The sequence below is a fragment of the Desulfobacter sp. genome, assembly GCF_050177295.1.
Genome location: NZ_JBFXHE010000065.1, coordinates 1 through 15,128, shown reverse-complemented (window position 1 = coordinate 15,128; position 15,128 = coordinate 1). Strand labels below are relative to the sequence as shown.

Annotated in this window: 16 protein-coding genes and 1 pseudogene; 10 read left to right on the top strand and 7 right to left on the bottom strand. The window is 46.1% G+C overall.

Translation table 11 applies throughout. The features are described from left to right. Positions 1-168: 168 nt before the first annotated feature. Complete coding sequence (locus AB7U36_RS07205) at positions 169-984, bottom strand: TonB-dependent receptor domain-containing protein (RefSeq protein WP_428159112.1); 816 nt, start codon at positions 982-984, stop codon at positions 169-171. 972 nt (positions 985-1,956) lie between these two features. Here AB7U36_RS07205 and AB7U36_RS07200 point away from each other — a divergent pair. From AB7U36_RS07200 to AB7U36_RS07175, 6 genes are all read left to right on the top strand, one after another. Further along, positions 1,957-2,547, top strand: coding sequence for a TonB-dependent receptor domain-containing protein (locus tag AB7U36_RS07200; protein WP_428159114.1), 591 nt, complete (start codon positions 1,957-1,959; stop codon positions 2,545-2,547). Positions 2,548-3,044: 497 nt separating this feature from the next. Beyond that, on the top strand, positions 3,045-3,542 hold the full coding sequence (locus AB7U36_RS07195) for a SixA phosphatase family protein (protein ID WP_428159111.1): 498 nt from the start codon (positions 3,045-3,047) through the stop codon (positions 3,540-3,542). A gap of 96 nt (positions 3,543-3,638) precedes the next feature. Next, positions 3,639-3,887: a hypothetical protein gene (locus tag AB7U36_RS07190; RefSeq protein ID WP_428159110.1), complete on the top strand. Its 249-nt coding sequence runs from the start codon at positions 3,639-3,641 to the stop codon at positions 3,885-3,887. 5 nt (positions 3,888-3,892) lie between these two features. Then, positions 3,893-4,180, top strand: a complete 288-nt coding sequence (locus AB7U36_RS07185; protein ID WP_428159109.1) for a UvrD-helicase domain-containing protein — start codon at positions 3,893-3,895, stop codon at positions 4,178-4,180. Positions 4,181-4,361: 181 nt separating this feature from the next. Further along, positions 4,362-6,227: a methyl-accepting chemotaxis protein gene (locus AB7U36_RS07180; protein ID WP_428159108.1), complete on the top strand. Its 1,866-nt coding sequence runs from the start codon at positions 4,362-4,364 to the stop codon at positions 6,225-6,227. A gap of 68 nt (positions 6,228-6,295) precedes the next feature. Next, positions 6,296-7,060 carry an extracellular solute-binding protein gene (locus AB7U36_RS07175; protein ID WP_428159107.1) on the top strand — a complete coding sequence of 255 codons (765 nt, stop codon included), beginning with the start codon at positions 6,296-6,298 and terminating at the stop codon, positions 7,058-7,060. 134 nt (positions 7,061-7,194) lie between these two features. Here the strand turns inward: AB7U36_RS07175 and nifS are convergent, their stop codons facing one another. The 5 genes and pseudogenes from nifS to AB7U36_RS07150 all read right to left on the bottom strand — a co-directional run bounded on the left by nifS (position 7,195) and on the right by AB7U36_RS07150 (position 10,577). After that, the gene (gene nifS, locus AB7U36_RS07170) at positions 7,195-8,361 is read right to left on the bottom strand and encodes a cysteine desulfurase NifS (RefSeq protein ID WP_428159106.1); all 1,167 of its coding nucleotides are present in this window, start codon (positions 8,359-8,361) and stop codon (positions 7,195-7,197) included. 18 nt (positions 8,362-8,379) lie between these two features. Continuing rightward, on the bottom strand, positions 8,380-8,571 hold the full coding sequence (locus AB7U36_RS07165; protein WP_428159113.1) for a (2Fe-2S)-binding protein: 192 nt from the start codon (positions 8,569-8,571) through the stop codon (positions 8,380-8,382). Between the two features lie 33 nt (positions 8,572-8,604). Further along, positions 8,605-8,964: pseudogene (locus AB7U36_RS07160) on the bottom strand (iron-sulfur cluster assembly scaffold protein); the annotation flags it as partial. Between the two features lie 85 nt (positions 8,965-9,049). Next, positions 9,050-9,778 carry a DNA/RNA nuclease SfsA gene (gene sfsA / locus AB7U36_RS07155; RefSeq protein WP_428159105.1) on the bottom strand — a complete coding sequence of 243 codons (729 nt, stop codon included), beginning with the start codon at positions 9,776-9,778 and terminating at the stop codon, positions 9,050-9,052. After that, a complete protein-coding gene (locus AB7U36_RS07150; RefSeq protein WP_428159104.1) occupies positions 9,768-10,577 on the bottom strand; it encodes a TIGR02757 family protein in 810 nt (269 codons plus the stop codon). Before AB7U36_RS07150 ends, sfsA begins: the two co-directional genes overlap by 11 nt. 154 nt (positions 10,578-10,731) lie before the next feature. On the opposite strand from AB7U36_RS07150, the gene AB7U36_RS07145 reads away from it, so the two are divergent. The 4 genes from AB7U36_RS07145 (at position 10,732) to proC (ending at position 14,385) form a co-directional block, all read left to right on the top strand. Next, on the top strand, positions 10,732-11,601 hold the full coding sequence (locus AB7U36_RS07145; RefSeq protein WP_428159103.1) for a chemotaxis protein CheX: 870 nt from the start codon (positions 10,732-10,734) through the stop codon (positions 11,599-11,601). Between the two features lie 85 nt (positions 11,602-11,686). After that, positions 11,687-12,172 carry a MaoC family dehydratase gene (locus AB7U36_RS07140; protein WP_428159102.1) on the top strand — a complete coding sequence of 162 codons (486 nt, stop codon included), beginning with the start codon at positions 11,687-11,689 and terminating at the stop codon, positions 12,170-12,172. 163 nt (positions 12,173-12,335) lie between these two features. Then, the gene (locus AB7U36_RS07135) at positions 12,336-13,331 is read left to right on the top strand and encodes an NAD(P)H-quinone oxidoreductase (RefSeq protein WP_428159101.1); all 996 of its coding nucleotides are present in this window, start codon (positions 12,336-12,338) and stop codon (positions 13,329-13,331) included. Positions 13,332-13,530: 199 nt separating this feature from the next. Continuing rightward, entirely contained in the window at positions 13,531-14,385 is an 855-nt protein-coding gene (proC, locus tag AB7U36_RS07130; RefSeq protein WP_428159100.1) for a pyrroline-5-carboxylate reductase, read from the top strand. 98 nt (positions 14,386-14,483) lie between these two features. Here the strand turns inward: proC and AB7U36_RS07125 are convergent, their stop codons facing one another. Next, positions 14,484-14,837, bottom strand: coding sequence for a DVU0772 family protein (locus tag AB7U36_RS07125; RefSeq protein ID WP_428159099.1), 354 nt, complete (start codon positions 14,835-14,837; stop codon positions 14,484-14,486). Positions 14,838-15,128: the final 291 nt, after the last annotated feature.

Sequence of the window (15,128 nt, the reverse complement as noted above, 5' to 3'; positions counted from 1 at the left end):
AACTCGTCACAGATGACATCGGTGTAGCCGGATGAGGCAAACAGGCTGACCTCCCGGGTGGCTTTAAATTCGGCAGAGAGCTCAGCGCCTTTGGAAGTGGCCTGAGCCAAAATGGAGACTCCCAAATCATCGGACGGGGTCATGCACAGATTGATCCTAACTCAAAAGTTAAAAATAATATGCAATGCCGATGCCCAGGATACGGCCCCTGGCTGGTGTGCCTGCAAGGACGGTGCTGCCGTCGATCACCGATGTGCCAAGATTGTATCCGTAAAGATCGTATGTTTCATCAAAAAGGTTGTCGCACCACAAATAAAATTCCAGGTGTTCGCTCATGATTCCAATGCGCAGATCCAGCTTGTTGTATGCATCCAGTTCAAAGCTGTTTTCCGGGTCCCCTTGTCTGTCGCCGACATACCGGTTGGTCACTGATGTATAAAGAGACGGGGAGGTCATCCCCCAGAACGGCGGTAAGGATAGGTTATGGGAGATGGATACCGTGGCATTCCATTTTGGAGAATAGGGAACACAATTTTCCTCTTTGACATCCTGAGCGTTTGCAGGAACTCCTGTAATCTGGGCATCTGTGTAACCGGCTCCGGCAGTGATGGTAAACCCTTTCCCAGGCTTCCAGAACCCTTCTACCTCTACGCCTTTTGTTTCCGTGTCATTGTTGGCCACGGCCTGGGTTAAAGTGACCATATCAACATAGGAGACATGGTCGTCTTTGACATCATTGAGAAACAAGGCTACATTAACGCCTGCGCGTTTATCAGGGCTCTGGGTTTTTATTCCCAGTTCATAGCTGTTGATTTGGGCGGCATCCACGGTCAGGTCCGAATTATCGCCCATGAATATGTACCTTGTGGCAATGTCCTGATAGGCTTTTGCCTTATATCCCCTGGCATAGGTGAAATACGTATTGAAATCCGGGCTAACGGCATAGCTGACTGACGCCCTGCCCGTGGCAAAGGAAGAACTCATTTCATCGGAATCCGAGGCAGGACCGTAATACCCGGCATAAGGATTGGCCGCCGACGGGGTCCAGTTGGAATCATATTCCTTTTTTCATCATTTCCCTCCTGACTTATCTGTCCCTAATATAACAAAAAAAATAAATATATTTGACCTGCCTAATAAAGACAGGTATCTATCATAAAAACATTATTACCTGCTTACGTTTGGTCCACTTTTTTTGCGTTTAATCCATTTTGCGGAGTAAGAGATGGTTTCAATGGAAATGCAGCAACTGACTGACGGTTCTATGTGCTGGGAAGACGGACGGCTTCATTCAGTCCGTTTGAATCCCAGCTACGGAACCGGCTGGCTCTCAAAAGTAACATATTTCCAAAGCGGCATATCCATGGTTATCCAGGATTTTTCCTTGTACGGGGACGGGGAAATCCGGTTGTCCAGAGGGAAAGATGACCTGCCTTTTATCGGATTTTTTACATGTTTTTCCGGTGTCAGCCAGGTGTCTTATCCCGAACCCAGGGTACGATTGGGAAAAGGATTCTCCAACATCGAATATTCCGACTATAAATCTGCTGCGTCCATGGACGTAAAGAGCAATACACCTGTCCGCACGCTCATTGTATGTGTGAATCCTGAAATTTTTACAAAACTGACGGGCAAGTGCAGTGAAGACCTGGTTGAGGCGCTGGACATGCTTGACTTCAACGCCGGTAAAAAAAAGAATTTTGCCAGATCCAGAAGTTTGGATTTTGCCCAGAAAATATGTGGGCACCAGGCGTTTAATTCCTTTACAGCCACCCCGGATGACACTCTTTTTATAGAGGCCAAGGCCCTTGAACTGGTTGCACTGCAATTACGGCAACTGGAGATATTGACAGGAACGGCCCCCCGGTCTGAACCTGCGGATACAACTACGCCCAGGCAACAGACGAGGATAGTTTTGAATATGACCCGGAATATACCTGGAATTACGAACTCGGGATTAAAACAGACTGGTTTGATAAACGGCTCATTGCCAATGCATCGGTCTACTATATTTCCATGGAAGACAAGCAGGTATCCCAGTATACAGCCGGTGGGGCCGTTGTTGCCATTTCAAACGCAGCAGAAGCCCATTCAAAGGGGATAGAACTTGAACTTAAGGCCAAGCCTATCAAAGGATTAGAGCTGTTTGCCACCTTTGGATATGTGGATGCCGAAATTGATGAGTGGGCGTCAGGATCTTCGGATTACTCAGGAAACAAGATGCCCAATACGCCGGACTACACATACAGTTTAGGCACCCAATACCATCATGTATCCGGATTTTTCGGCAGGGTGGATTTCCTGGGGACAGGAGAAATGTACGGAAATGTTCAAAATGACAACCATGTAGAACTTGGCGACTACTGTCTTGTAAATTTTCGGATGGGTTATGAATCTGAGAAATATGATGTCGTTTTATGGTGTAAAAACGCCTTTGATGAGGAATATTACACCTCAGCCTTTGATTATGGTGCCACAGAGCCCATCGGCGTAGCCCAGAACGGTGATCCGAGAACTGTCGGGGTTACCGTCACGTATCGGTTTTAATTGATTCCCGATAAACTTCTGGGGAGATCCATGGTATTTCCCCAGAAGTTACACCCATCATTCTTTATTTGTTTTAATTTTAGAAGCTTGCCTGTCTGCCTTTTTGCCGCAAGAACTTCCCGAACAAGGGTCAATGGCAGATTTCACATCAGGCTGTATCCTTATCCGTGTTGAAATTTGAACTGCCCGACCATCTGGTCGGGGCTCTCTGCCATTTGGGAAAGTTCAGATGCACTGGCTTTCACCTGGTCGCTTGATATTCTCATCTCTTCACTAGCCTGACTAACGCTGGATGAAATTTCTTTTGTGGTGGAAGTCTGTTCTTCAAAAATGTTATGAGAGCAAAAAATACAGATTTTTTAAGAATCGGTGATCCGGGGCTTGTGTGCTTATATGATCATATCGTATTGTTTTGCAGCATATTTTTACAGGAGGTCAAAAAACTTGCGCACCGTGTATGCAATAAAACGCAATGGACTGGAGTACTTATTTAAGCCATGAAAACACTTCACCTGATCCGCCATGCCAAATCCAGCTGGACAGACCAAAGCCTTGTCGATATTGACAGGCCCCTGGCCCCAAGGGGCATCCGGGCATGCGCTGTAATGGCGCCTGAAATTGCAAAATCAGGCTGTAATTTTTCCAATGTTTTCACAAGCCCTGCGGCCCGGGCCAGGGAAACCATTGAAAGGATTTCCGGCAATCTCAAAGGGTTCTCTTTTACCTGGACCGTGGCAGAAAAACTATACACCTTCAGCGCCCACGACCTTTTGGCATTTTGCCGGGATGATCTCCCCGCAACTATTGACCAGGCTGTTATTGTGGGCCATAATCCGGCGTTTCATGATTTTTGCAGCCAGATGGGAGACACACCCCTGGAAAAGCTGCCCACCTGCGCCTATGTCCGGCTGGAACTGGACGCGGATGCCTGGGGCTTTATCGGCCCGGGCAGAATGCGGCTCACTGGATTTTTAACCCCAAAGATGTTCCGGTGATGGAGATCGTCCAGGATTGTAACCAAGATAAATTCATCCGCCAGTATTTTCCCGGCCAGAAGAAAATCATCACCACGGCCATGATAGCCAAAGCCTATGCAGATATCATCCAAAGCCTTGACCGGAAAACAAAGCACCCAGGTGACGGCCATGACCTTCCACGGTCTTGCCATGCGCATCACGGGCCGCTGTCTGCTGGACCCATACAATGGGCAAAACCAAAACCGGGAGATTAATTTCAACCTGGTGATTGACGAAGCTGTTGAGATTCTTGAAGGCAAAATGGAGATCCCGGGTGTGGACACAAATCAGGCCCGGCAGTACCTGCTGGCCCGGTACCGTTAATTCTGGTGGATGAGTACCAGGACATAGACGCACGCCAGTACCGGTTTATTACGGCACTCACCGGCCGGTTGGCATCCAGTGAAGATGCAAAAATCGCCATCATGGCCGTAGGGGATGATGACCAGAGCATTTACGGATTCAGGGATGCCAACGTCAAATTCATCCACCAGTTCAAGGAAGATTACAAGGCCCAAGAATTTTATCTCACCGAAAACTATCGCTGCCTCAACCCGGACCGCCAATGGGTGGGACGCCTGTCCCAGAAAGGCGCTGAAAAATGGAAACAGCATTGAACAGTGGTATCTGCCCATTGTGGAGATCCTTCACAGGACTTGCCCCCCTTAACAGAATCCATAACAAACGCGGCACCCGGGTAACTGATTTTGCCGGAATGACTATGGCAATGTAGAAAATACAGTTAATTTCCAATAAATTTAGGTTTGAAATTACATAAAAAAAATGTTTAACTGAATAATGTGGTATAAAAAAGAGAATCACCATTATCGTATAATTTTAAACCATAAAAAAAGAAAAGCTTATCAAAAAGGGATTTTCACCATGGGTATTCGTGCGAAACTTAATTATAATTTACAGCTATTTCTACTTATTGCATTTTCCTGCCTTGTCATAATTGTTAACCGTGAAATCAAACAAAAAGATACGCATATTACCAATGAGATTGTGAATAATGTTATTAAAAAAGACGACCAGTTGATAAATTCTCTTACAGAAAATTTTCAAAATATTGAAAAAAAACTTGAGCTGTCAACAGAAACTACCAAGAAAATCGTCACAGATCTTTATATCATATCGTATGGTACGCTCACAAAATCAATAGCCAATCAAATCTTCCCCCATGTGATCGATTTTGAAATAGAAAAAGCTCAGAAAAATATTGAAACAATATTAAAAGAAAATCCGGCTATTTCCTGGATACAATTTGCAACATCCAAATCTCCTTCCGAAGATGAAAAGTACAATATGGGAAATCACCTTACCGGAGCCATGCAAAAGGAATTTACCCACACCATCCAGAATGATTTTAATTATTTGAACGTCAAGCTTCAGGTTAACCTGGCAAGTATGGAAGCGATCTCTAAAATCGAAGCCATGTTTTCTGAAATTAATAAAAAAAATCATGAGGTGGTCTCCGGCATAACGAATCAACAGACCCTGGCGATTAATAGTATCAAAAAATTCTCATCTACCCTTTCAAAACAAGCACAGAAAAATTTAAATGTTAAATTAATTGCCATTATGGCGCTAACATTTATTATTGTCGGTGGTTTCATGTTTTTTGTGGCCAGTTCCATTGTCAAGCCGATTTTGACCAGTGTGCGATTTGCCGAACAGATTGCAAAAGGAGATTTTACGGAAACCATCCAAATAGATAGAACGGATGAGATCGGAACACTCGTAATGTCTTTAAATAAAATGGTTTCGAGTTTAAGTAAAATTTTTACCGAGTTGCAGGGGGAGGCTAAGCTGTTATCCAAATCTTCCCAGAATTTATCCAACGTATCTGACAATTTGTCTTCAGTTTCAAATAAAACCGATGCCAATGCAAAAAGTGTTTATGATGCGGCTCAAACAATGAATGCAAATATCAATGACGTACAGCAGGCAGCTCAACTGGCTGCATCCAATGTTGAATTTATTGTTAAGTCTACGGATGAAATGAATTCCATCATTGCAACATCTGTTAAAGCGTCAGACGATATGAGAGGGATAAGTTCTCATGCATCTGAAAAAGGGCAGACCGTCTTACAGACGACAATCGCCCTTGGTGAAAGTGCAAAAAGCATCACAAAAATCACAGAGACTATTACTGATATCTCTGAAAGTACGAATCTACTTGCACTCAACGCCACAATTGAGGCCGCGAGGGCAGGAGAGGCAGGTAAAGGGTTTGCTGTGGTTGCCACTGAGATCAAAGAACTTGCCAAGAAAACAACAGAGGCAACCATGGAGATTAAACAGCATGTGGGAGGAATTCAAAAAGCATCTGAACAGGCCTTGGATGAAATTTCTGAAATCACCCGGTTGATAGGCGATATTGATCAGCGGGCTGACAGTGTTGCTGAGTCTATGGACGTGCAATCGGAAAAAACAAAGGAAATCTCCGACAATATCTCCTCCGTGTCTGTCGGGATCAAAGAAATAACAACCCGTATTTCGGAAAATGCCGTATTTTCAGACAATATAACCAATGAAAGTAAAATGTTGACCCAGGCATCAGCAATTACCTCTGAAGAGAGTTTGAATGTGAAGCAAAAAAGTGATGAATTAAATAAAATCGCATCTAAGTTGTTCAAAACCGTAGAACGGTTTCAATTATAACCACTAAAGCAGAGTTTTTAACTTTAACAGGATTATTACCGTTTCAAAATTACAGGAGGAAAAACAAGATGATTAAAAATTTAACCTGCTCATTAATTGCTTTTTTCGTATTTCTGCCAACTTTTGTATGCGCTGACACACCGTGTAAGCTTGTTATTTATTGTGGAATTACTATGGTGAAACCCATGGTTGAAATTTCAAAAGAGTTTGAGAAAGAAACCGGGTGCCAAGTACAATTTGTCAAAGGGGGATCAGGAAAGCTGCTGTCATTGCTTTTAGAAAATAAAAACGGAGATCTGTTTTTACCTGGTGAAGACTCATATATTCAAAAATTGGAATCCGAGCACCCGGGGTCAATAGTTGATAAATCACAAGTAGGATACAACCAGGCTGCGATTCTTGTAAAAAAAGGCAATCCCAAAAAAATCCCTGCAACGCTTTCCGCTTTGACCGATGACCGTTTTAAGGTAATAATCGGATCTGCTGAAAGGGGCAGTATTGGAAAAGAAACAAAAAAAATCCTCACAAATTATGGCAATTTTGATCAGGTGATGAAAAAGGCCACAGTCACCCTGCATTCACAGAGCCTGGTGAATGCAATCAAAGCTGATAAAGCAGATGTAAGCATTAATTGGTACGCCGTTTCCACATGGCAGGAAAATGTGGACTATGTGGATGGGTTGCGTATAGATGAAAAATTTGCCCCAAAAAAGAAGCTGATACTGGCGGTATTGACAGGCTCAAAAAATCCGGATCAAGCAAAGGCTTTTCTTGCCCTCACTACTTCTGAAAAGGGGCATGCCTTTTTTAAAGAATATGGTTTGTCTGACTGAGTTGGATCCTTACGATGGACTTCACCCCGAATGTTTCATTCATGGGATTTCAAGGCCCTATAAAACATTCGGGGGAAAGATTATATTGAAGCGAATAAGGTATGGGACACCGCCGCTCCCCAAAGCACAGATAATCACACAACTTTTCCGTCTTTCCAGAACGGCGACATCTGCCGCAATCTGTCAATGGCAGGGACCAGTGTCTGCACGATGGTGTCCATTTCCGCTTTGGTATTATAGTGGGACAATGAAAACCGAATGGTGCCGTGGGCTGATTTAAAGGGCACCTGCATGGCCATGAGCACATGGGAAGGATCCAGGGAGCCCGAGGTACAGGCAGAACCCGAAGAGGCGCATATGCCGGCCTGGTTCATCAGCATGAGGATGGATTCACCCTCAACGGCATCAAAGCCGATGGACAGGGTATTGGGCAGGCGGTTTCCCCTGTTCCCGTTCACGGACGTCGCGGGGATGGCTTCCAGAAGCCGTGTCTCAAGGTAATCCCGGACCTCCCGGACCTTGGTCGCCATCAGGGGAAGATGCGCTTTTGCAAGTTCACAGGCCTTACCCAAAGCAATGATGGATGCAGTATTTTCCGTGCCGCCCCTGCGGCCCTTTTCCTGGTGGCCGCCAATGAGAAAAGGTGAAAACTTGATCCCCTTTTTGACATACAGCACGCCAATACCCTTGGGTGCATGGATTTTATGTCCTGACAGAGAAAGCATATCCACCCCCGCAGCCCTAACGTCAATGGGAATCTTGCCCGTGGCCTGGACCGCATCAGTATGAAACCAGATCCCCTTTTCCTTTGCCTTTTCTGCAATTTCTGCAATGGGAAAAATTACCCCTGTTTCATTATTGGCCCACATGACGGAAATAACGGCAGTATCATCGGACATGGCCCTGTAAAGGGTGTCAAGGTCCAGGCGCCCCTTGTTGTCCACCGGCACAAAGGTCACCTTGTACCCCTTTTTTTCCTGGAGGTGAAAACAAAGACTTCTGATGGCCGGGTGCTCAACTGCCGTGGTGATAATATGTTTTTTCCGGGGAAATGCGCTGATGGCCGCGTTAATGGCTGCATTATCGCTTTCAGTGCCGCAGGCGGTAAAAATAATCTCGCCAGGGTCTGCATTGATCAGGTCTGCCACCTGTGCCCTGGCCTGCCCCACTTTTTTATTTACTAAATCCGCAAAGCTATACATTGAGGACGGGTTGCCGTAAAACTGCCCTAAATACGGCAGCATTTCTTCGATCACTTCGTCAGCCACCCGGGTGGTGGCGTTATTATCGATGTAGATCATATCAATCCTTTTTTTAAATCAATCTGCTGCCGAAGATGTTTCCATGGATGCCCTGGTCTTGTGGACAATTTTTTCAATTCTATCCAGGCATTTGCCGCACCCGCCGCCTGCTTTAAGATAATTGGTCACATCTTCGGTATTCTCAAGGCCATTTTTTTTAACGGCATCAATGATTTCAAGGTCTGTCACATCAAAACATTCGCATACCATCTCTCCTGGTTTTTCAAGGATCTGAATCCCGCGGAAATCGGCAATGGCTTTTTTAAGGGCGGCCTGGCCCATGACCGAACAATGCATTTTTTCCTTGGGCAGCCCGCCCAGGTAATCGGCAATGTCGTCATTGGTTACTTTGGCGGCATCATCCAGGGTCATGCCCTTGATGATCTCGGTTAACGCCGAGGAGGAGGCCACGGCGGACGCACAGCCAAACGTCATAAAAGAGGCGTCAATGATTCTTTCATTCTCATTTACCTTTAATTAGAGTTTAAGTGCATCTCCGCAATTCAAAGACCCTGTTTCACCAATGGCGGTGGCACCTTCATGCGCTCCCACAGTCCTTGGTTTCAAAAAATGTTCCATAACCTTTTCCGAATAATTCCACATATCTGCCCTCCTTTTATCCTTCAAGTGATCATCCATTTAGCAAGATGAATTTCTTTTTAAGAAAATACTACATAGTGGTAGTTTGTCAATCCAGTCTGAAAAAATTTAAAGATCGGTTCAGGCGAATCCGTGCCGGAGCTGCATCCAGATCAAAAACAACATCCCGGACAATAATTTCAACCCCCTTCAACCTGGCCTGCATGAGCTTTTCTGCATATTCCGGATCAATGTCAGCCGCCGGGGTAAAGATATGGGCATCTGTGCGCTGGACAAAGAAAAACAGGACCGCCCTGTGTCCGTTGGCGACAAGGGCCACAAGTTCCTGGATATGCTTTTGTCCCCGCATCGTAACGGCATCGGGGAACCTGGCCACTCCGTTTTCCACCAGGGTGCAGTTTTTGATTTCCACAAAACACCGTTTTCCGTTGTTATCTTCCAGCAGCAGGTCCAGGCGGGTATGTTCGGATGTTTTGACCTCTGTCCTCACCCGGCTGTAACCGGAAAGCTCCGGTACCAGACCGTTTTCCACAGAGGCCCTGACCAACCGGTTGGGCACAAGGGTATTAATACCGATGAACGTGCCGTCAATCCGGGTAAGTTCCCAGGTGTATTTAAGCTTTCGTTTCAGGTTGGTGCTTTGTGATATCCACGCCTCGGCACCCGGACGGGCACAGCCTTTCATGGACCCTGAGTTGGGGCAATGGGCAGTAACCACGCCACCGGTTTCCAGTTCAATATCAGCCAGAAAGCGTTTATAGCGTTTCAAAAGCGTTCCCTTGATCAAAGGCGGAAATTCATATCCGTTATAAATCATAAACGTCGTCCTTTAAAAACTTTTTCAGCTCAGCCATATCAAGCCCGTCACGGATTCCGAACCGGGTCAGGCAGAAATCATATTTCACCGGGTCATCAGGATTGATCTGCCTGAAGCCTTCGGTAATCTGGGCAGCACAGATCCCGTCGGCACTGCGGCGTTTTGTAAATCCAAGCATATGTCCGATTTTAAACATGTGCGCATCCACAGGACAGGTCAGTGCTGCTGCCGGTATATTGGACCAGCCCCCCGGATCCACCTGATCCTTGCGCACCATCCACCTTAAAAGCAGATGACTTCGCTTGCAGGCAGAGGTTTTTCCGGGATCAGCCAAAAGATGTCCGGCATCCCCTGCCCGCAAAACCCGGGTCCTGATCCGGACAAGTCCTTGAAACAGATCTGTCCCATCATCCTGATCCACAGTAAAACAGGCACCCAGGGATCCGTAATCTGCAATAACCGCCTGAAGTCCCATAATCAGGGCGCTTAAGTGATCCCCTGTGGCAAACCGGTATTTAAAGTTTTGGAACATGCCGGCAATGTTTTCCGGATCAGTATTCATTACAAACCCGCGAAGGTCAGGTCCCATCTTGTCAAGCACAGCCGCCACAGCCTGCATGATCATGGCCACCCGGCCATATGCCAGACTCGATGCAATGAGTCCTGCGATCTCCCTGTCCCGGACATCCGGATAGTTGTAAAGAAACAACAATGGATCAGGATCAACATACTGTTTCCGGTTATATGTCGAATAAAGCTGGTCCAGCTTTGATCTCAGTTTTTGTACGCCAATTCTCATGTCAACACATTAAGCAAAATAGAGGCCAATCCATCTGAAAATAAAAATACGAAGAATCTCCATGCCCCCCGAAATAGCATGAAATCAGGCTTGTAAACTTTTAGATTGGCAGGTAGTATACTTAAAGCCTTTTTTAAAACCAGCTAAGAGCACTATGGACGTTAAATATATCAACCCATTTATCACTGCCTCTATAGATGTATTTTCCACATTTTCGGGCATTGAATCCAAACCCGGCCGCCCCACCATCAGGACAAGCCCCCTGATCGGCGAGGACATCAACGGCTTCATCAGCCTTAACGGCCACGGCATCTCCGGGTATTTCATAATCAATTTTTCACAGCCCTTTTTAACCCATATTCTTTCCACCATCTTTGATTCTTCCCAGGCCTCTCTGAACGAACTCCAGGACCTTGCGGGCGAACTAACCAATATGATTACCGGATCGGCCAAAGCAAAATTATCAAAAAGAGGATTTTTCTTTGATGTGGCTGTGCCCCAAATCAGTCAAGCAGTCCCTCCCATCCCCAAAGGTCTCAGGGGCAAGCCCATTATTGTGGTTCCCTTTAATACAAAATTCGGCAAATTCCAGATTCAGGCATCTCTTCTGGAAATCGAAGAAGATTTCCAAAAGATTACTCCCCCCGAAATAAAAGCCCCTCCGGGATATATTTCAGTGGCGGATTTTGCAAAACTGACCCGGATTGCTCCCATCAAGGTCAGACGTCTGCTGAAGACCGGTTTTCTCAAAGGGGAAAAGATATCTGCCACGCAATGGCATATTCCGGAAAAAGAATTGATAAAAATCCAGGGAGATCATCCGCCCCAAGTCTCATATGCACCCAAGGAGTGCCCGACTCTGTTGGCGGAATCTGTCAGCCTGGAAGAATTTTCAAAGCTATCCGGATTGCCGCCCACCAAGATAAAAAATTTTCTTCGAACCGGATTTATCAAGGGCGCCAAGGATGAAAACCAAGTCTGGTGGATTAAAAAAGAACAGGTGTCAAAATTCAAAAAAATTTAACTCAGATGTCATACCCAAACAAGCGGGCTCCCATTTTATACTGCTTTGTTTGCTATAAAAATATTAAACTAAAGAGAGCGAAACCATGAGCAATCAGAAAAAATGTCAGGAATTTTTAAATTTTATTCAACCACAGATTGGTCAGCAGATTCATGTCGGCCCCTGGCTTGAGATTGACCAGAAACGAATTAATGATTTTGCTGAAGTTACCGGTGATGTGCAATGGATTCATACAGATGTTCAGCGAGCCAAAGAAGAGTCTCCTTATAAATCAACAATTGCCCACGGGTATTTGACATTGTCCTTATTGCCTTATTTAACTGAAAGCAATCATCCTGATTTTTTTCAGAAAAATTATCCTGGCATGACGTATCGGGTAAACTATGGTCTTAACAGGCTTCGTTTTCCTTCTGCTGTTAAAGCCGGAGCCAAAATTCGGGCAAGAACGACAATTCATCAAGTAGAAGAGGTGAAGGGCGGTATACAGATCTGTTATCTTATTACCATTGATATTGACGGTGGTGAAAAGCCGGCTTGTGTTGCCGAATTTCTGGCACGCCTTTACCCTTAACCACAAAATTGGTGCCCTAAAGCTATCAACATGATTTGACCTGATACTTAAGTTAACTTATAACGTGAATGGGAGAATTTTAATCCCAGTAACTGTTACAAAAACCCTGGCGATATTTAATGGACCTAAATTTATAATTTATTTACGATGGAGGAAATCAGCGATGACAGCCACATTACCGGAACAGATGAAAGTGATTGAAATTACCGAACCGGGCGGTCCCGAGGCCCTTTCTGTGGGAAGCAGGCCTCTGCCCCAGCCAAAACCGGACGAGGTGCTGATCAAGGTGGCGGCTACCGGTGTAAACGGGCCCGATATAGTTCAGCGCAAAGGGCTTTATCCGCCGCCAAAGGGCGCATCGGACCTTCTGGGTCTGGAAATCGCAGGAACCATTGTTGCCGTTGGCAGCAATGTCAACGGCTGGTCTGTGGGAGACCAAGCCTGTGCCCTGACCAACGGCGGCGGTTATGCCGAGTATTGTGCCGTTCTGGCACCCCATTGTCTGCCGATTCCAAAGGGCTTGGGTCTGGTGGAGGCCGCGGGAATTCCCGAGACGTTCTTCACGGTTTGGAGCAATATATTTATGGGGGCCGGACTCAAAGACGGGGAAATCTTTCTTGTCCACGGCGGTTCCGGCGGTATCGGCTCAACGGCCATCATGCTTGGAAAAGCTTTCGGCGCAAAGGTGTATGCCACCGACAGCCCTGCAGAACGATGTGAAGCCTGTAAAGGTTTCGGTGCAGATCGGGTTATTGACTACAACACGGAAGATTTTGTTGAAATTGTCAGAAATGAAGTCAAGGGCGCCAATGTCATTCTTGATATTGTCGGAGGAGACTACATTGAACGCAATATCAAGGTGTCGGCCCCGGGTGCACGCATCGTTCAGATTGCATTTAACAAGGGCTCCAAAGTCGAGATCAATCTGATGCCCATCATGCTGAAACGTCTCCTTTACACGGGCTCCACCTTGCGCAGCCGCCCGGATGCCTCCAAATCTGAAATTGCGGCACAGCTCAGGGAGAATGTATGGCCGCTGATTGAGGCGGGAAAAATCAAACCAGCTGTCCACAAAACATTTCCCCTGGAGCAGGCTGCAGAGGCCCATCGGCTTATGGAAAGCGCAACGCATGTCGGTAAGATTATTCTCGAAATATGACCGTTTAAAGCGCATTAAAAACGCGACATGAGCCAAATTTAATATAAAAAATCCGTATGAGCCGTTCGAAATTGGCATCAAACTGTAAACAAATTGCATGAGACTGCCTTAAGCCGGGATGATATTTGCCTTGACACGATTTCAGACTGGGCCGTAGTATAGTCAAGTTATGATTACTTCAGCCCAAAAAGGAGGCGGGATGCTTCAGGATAAAAAAATCGGTTTCATTGGAAGCGGCAACATGGGAGAAGCCCTGGTCAGCGGGCTTGTGCTGTCCAAGGCAACCAGACCCGAAAATATCATCTGTTCAGATATTTCTCCCAACACACGCAAGGAAATTCAGAAAAAATACGGGGTGTTAACCACATCCAGCAATATCGAAGTCTGTGAAAAATCAGAAATTATTATCTATGCCACCAAACCCCAGATTCTGGGTTCCGTGCTCAAAGAGACCGCACCGGTCCTGGACAAATCCAAGCTTGTGATCTCCATTGCCGCAGGTGTGCCTTTGGCCGCCATTGCCGCAGGCCTTAAAAAGGAACTGCGTCTGATCAGGTCCATGCCCAATATCTGCGCCTTTGTCAAAGAGAGCGCCACAGCAGTGTGTGCGGGGCAGTTTGTCCAGGAAGGTGATGTGGAACTGGCCCGGGCGGTTTTTGATTCCGTGGGAAAAACAGTATTTATCCAGGAAAACATACTCATGGATGCGTTCACTGGATTGAGCGGATCAGGCCCGGCCTATATTTTTACCATTGTGGATGCCATGGCTGATGCCGGGGTAAAAATGGGGTTGTCCAGAAAAGATTCCCTGTTTTTATCCACCCAGACCGTGTTGGGCTCGGCGCGCCTGCTTCTTGAAAGCCGGGAACACCCGGGCCAGCTCAAAGACAGGGTGGCCTCTCCGGGGGGCACTGCCATTGCCGGCATCCACACCCTGGAACAGGGCGGGCTTCGCACTACCCTGATCAATGCAGTTGAATCCGCCACCAAACGCTCCATGGAACTAGGTGACATGATGGTAAAGGATTTTATAAAGAACTCGGAAGAGGAATAGTATAACCAAGAGGGAACCGGAGGATGGGTCAGGACGGTCCATCTTCCGGTTCCGGAAAAAAAGAACTCAACGCAGGTGAGTTTTATGTAAATGGCGGGTTACGCATCAAGTTCCTTTTTAAGCCAGTCCCTGACTTTCCCTTCGACGGCGTAAACCCCTTTGTACTTGCCGATACCTTGCATGAATTCCGAGACAACATCCTCGGGGAGATCAAAGCTGCCAAGTTCTTCGGAATCAAACCCCTTTCTCCTGACAAGGGTCAGAATGGGAGTTTTCTTCCAGGTGTTGATGACAAAATAGACGGTTTCATTGTTATTATCCCTGGAGTTGTAATAACTCTGGGAACGCAATGGCCCCCATTCCAGGTGCAGGGCAATGGCTTCTTCAGGGGTCATGTCCCAGTCTACTGAATTTATCAGGTTGTAATCTTTTTTTATGTCGTTGAGTCTCATATATGCCTCCTGTTTTTGCGGTTAATCTCCGGCTGTGAATAATTAAACAGCAAGCCTTGTGCCACATCGCAAATACAGAATGTATTACCTAATATAACAAGGAGTTAAAACAGAAGTCAGCCAGACTGGTTAAACACGAAACGCAAAATGATACAAAATAGAGACAGCCATACAGAGACATTTTTGTCTCTGTATGGCTGTATAACGATTGAAAAATTAACAAGGGTTTGGGGTGTTGTTGTTCAACCCAGACATTTAAAACTTTTCGGGCTGGCCCCGCAGACCGGACAG

Coding starts and splice junctions, on each gene's coding strand:
- AB7U36_RS07205 (WP_428159112.1), bottom strand. CDS start 984: ATGAGTTCTTCCTTTGCCACGGGCAGGGCGTCAGTCAGCTATGCCGTT.
- AB7U36_RS07195 (WP_428159111.1), top strand. CDS start 3,045: ATGAAAACACTTCACCTGATCCGCCATGCCAAATCCAGCTGGACAGAC.
- AB7U36_RS07190 (WP_428159110.1), top strand. CDS start 3,639: ATGCAGATATCATCCAAAGCCTTGACCGGAAAACAAAGCACCCAGGTG.
- AB7U36_RS07180 (WP_428159108.1), top strand. CDS start 4,362: ATGTGGTATAAAAAAGAGAATCACCATTATCGTATAATTTTAAACCAT.
- AB7U36_RS07175 (WP_428159107.1), top strand. CDS start 6,296: ATGATTAAAAATTTAACCTGCTCATTAATTGCTTTTTTCGTATTTCTG.
- nifS (WP_428159106.1), bottom strand. CDS start 8,361: ATGATCTACATCGATAATAACGCCACCACCCGGGTGGCTGACGAAGTG.
- AB7U36_RS07165 (WP_428159113.1), bottom strand. CDS start 8,571: ATGGTATGCGAATGTTTTGATGTGACAGACCTTGAAATCATTGATGCC.
- sfsA (WP_428159105.1), bottom strand. CDS start 9,778: ATGATTTATAACGGATATGAATTTCCGCCTTTGATCAAGGGAACGCTT.
- AB7U36_RS07150 (WP_428159104.1), bottom strand. CDS start 10,577: ATGAGAATTGGCGTACAAAAACTGAGATCAAAGCTGGACCAGCTTTAT.
- AB7U36_RS07145 (WP_428159103.1), top strand. CDS start 10,732: ATGGACGTTAAATATATCAACCCATTTATCACTGCCTCTATAGATGTA.
- AB7U36_RS07140 (WP_428159102.1), top strand. CDS start 11,687: ATGAGCAATCAGAAAAAATGTCAGGAATTTTTAAATTTTATTCAACCA.
- AB7U36_RS07135 (WP_428159101.1), top strand. CDS start 12,336: ATGACAGCCACATTACCGGAACAGATGAAAGTGATTGAAATTACCGAA.
- proC (WP_428159100.1), top strand. CDS start 13,531: ATGCTTCAGGATAAAAAAATCGGTTTCATTGGAAGCGGCAACATGGGA.
- AB7U36_RS07125 (WP_428159099.1), bottom strand. CDS start 14,837: ATGAGACTCAACGACATAAAAAAAGATTACAACCTGATAAATTCAGTA.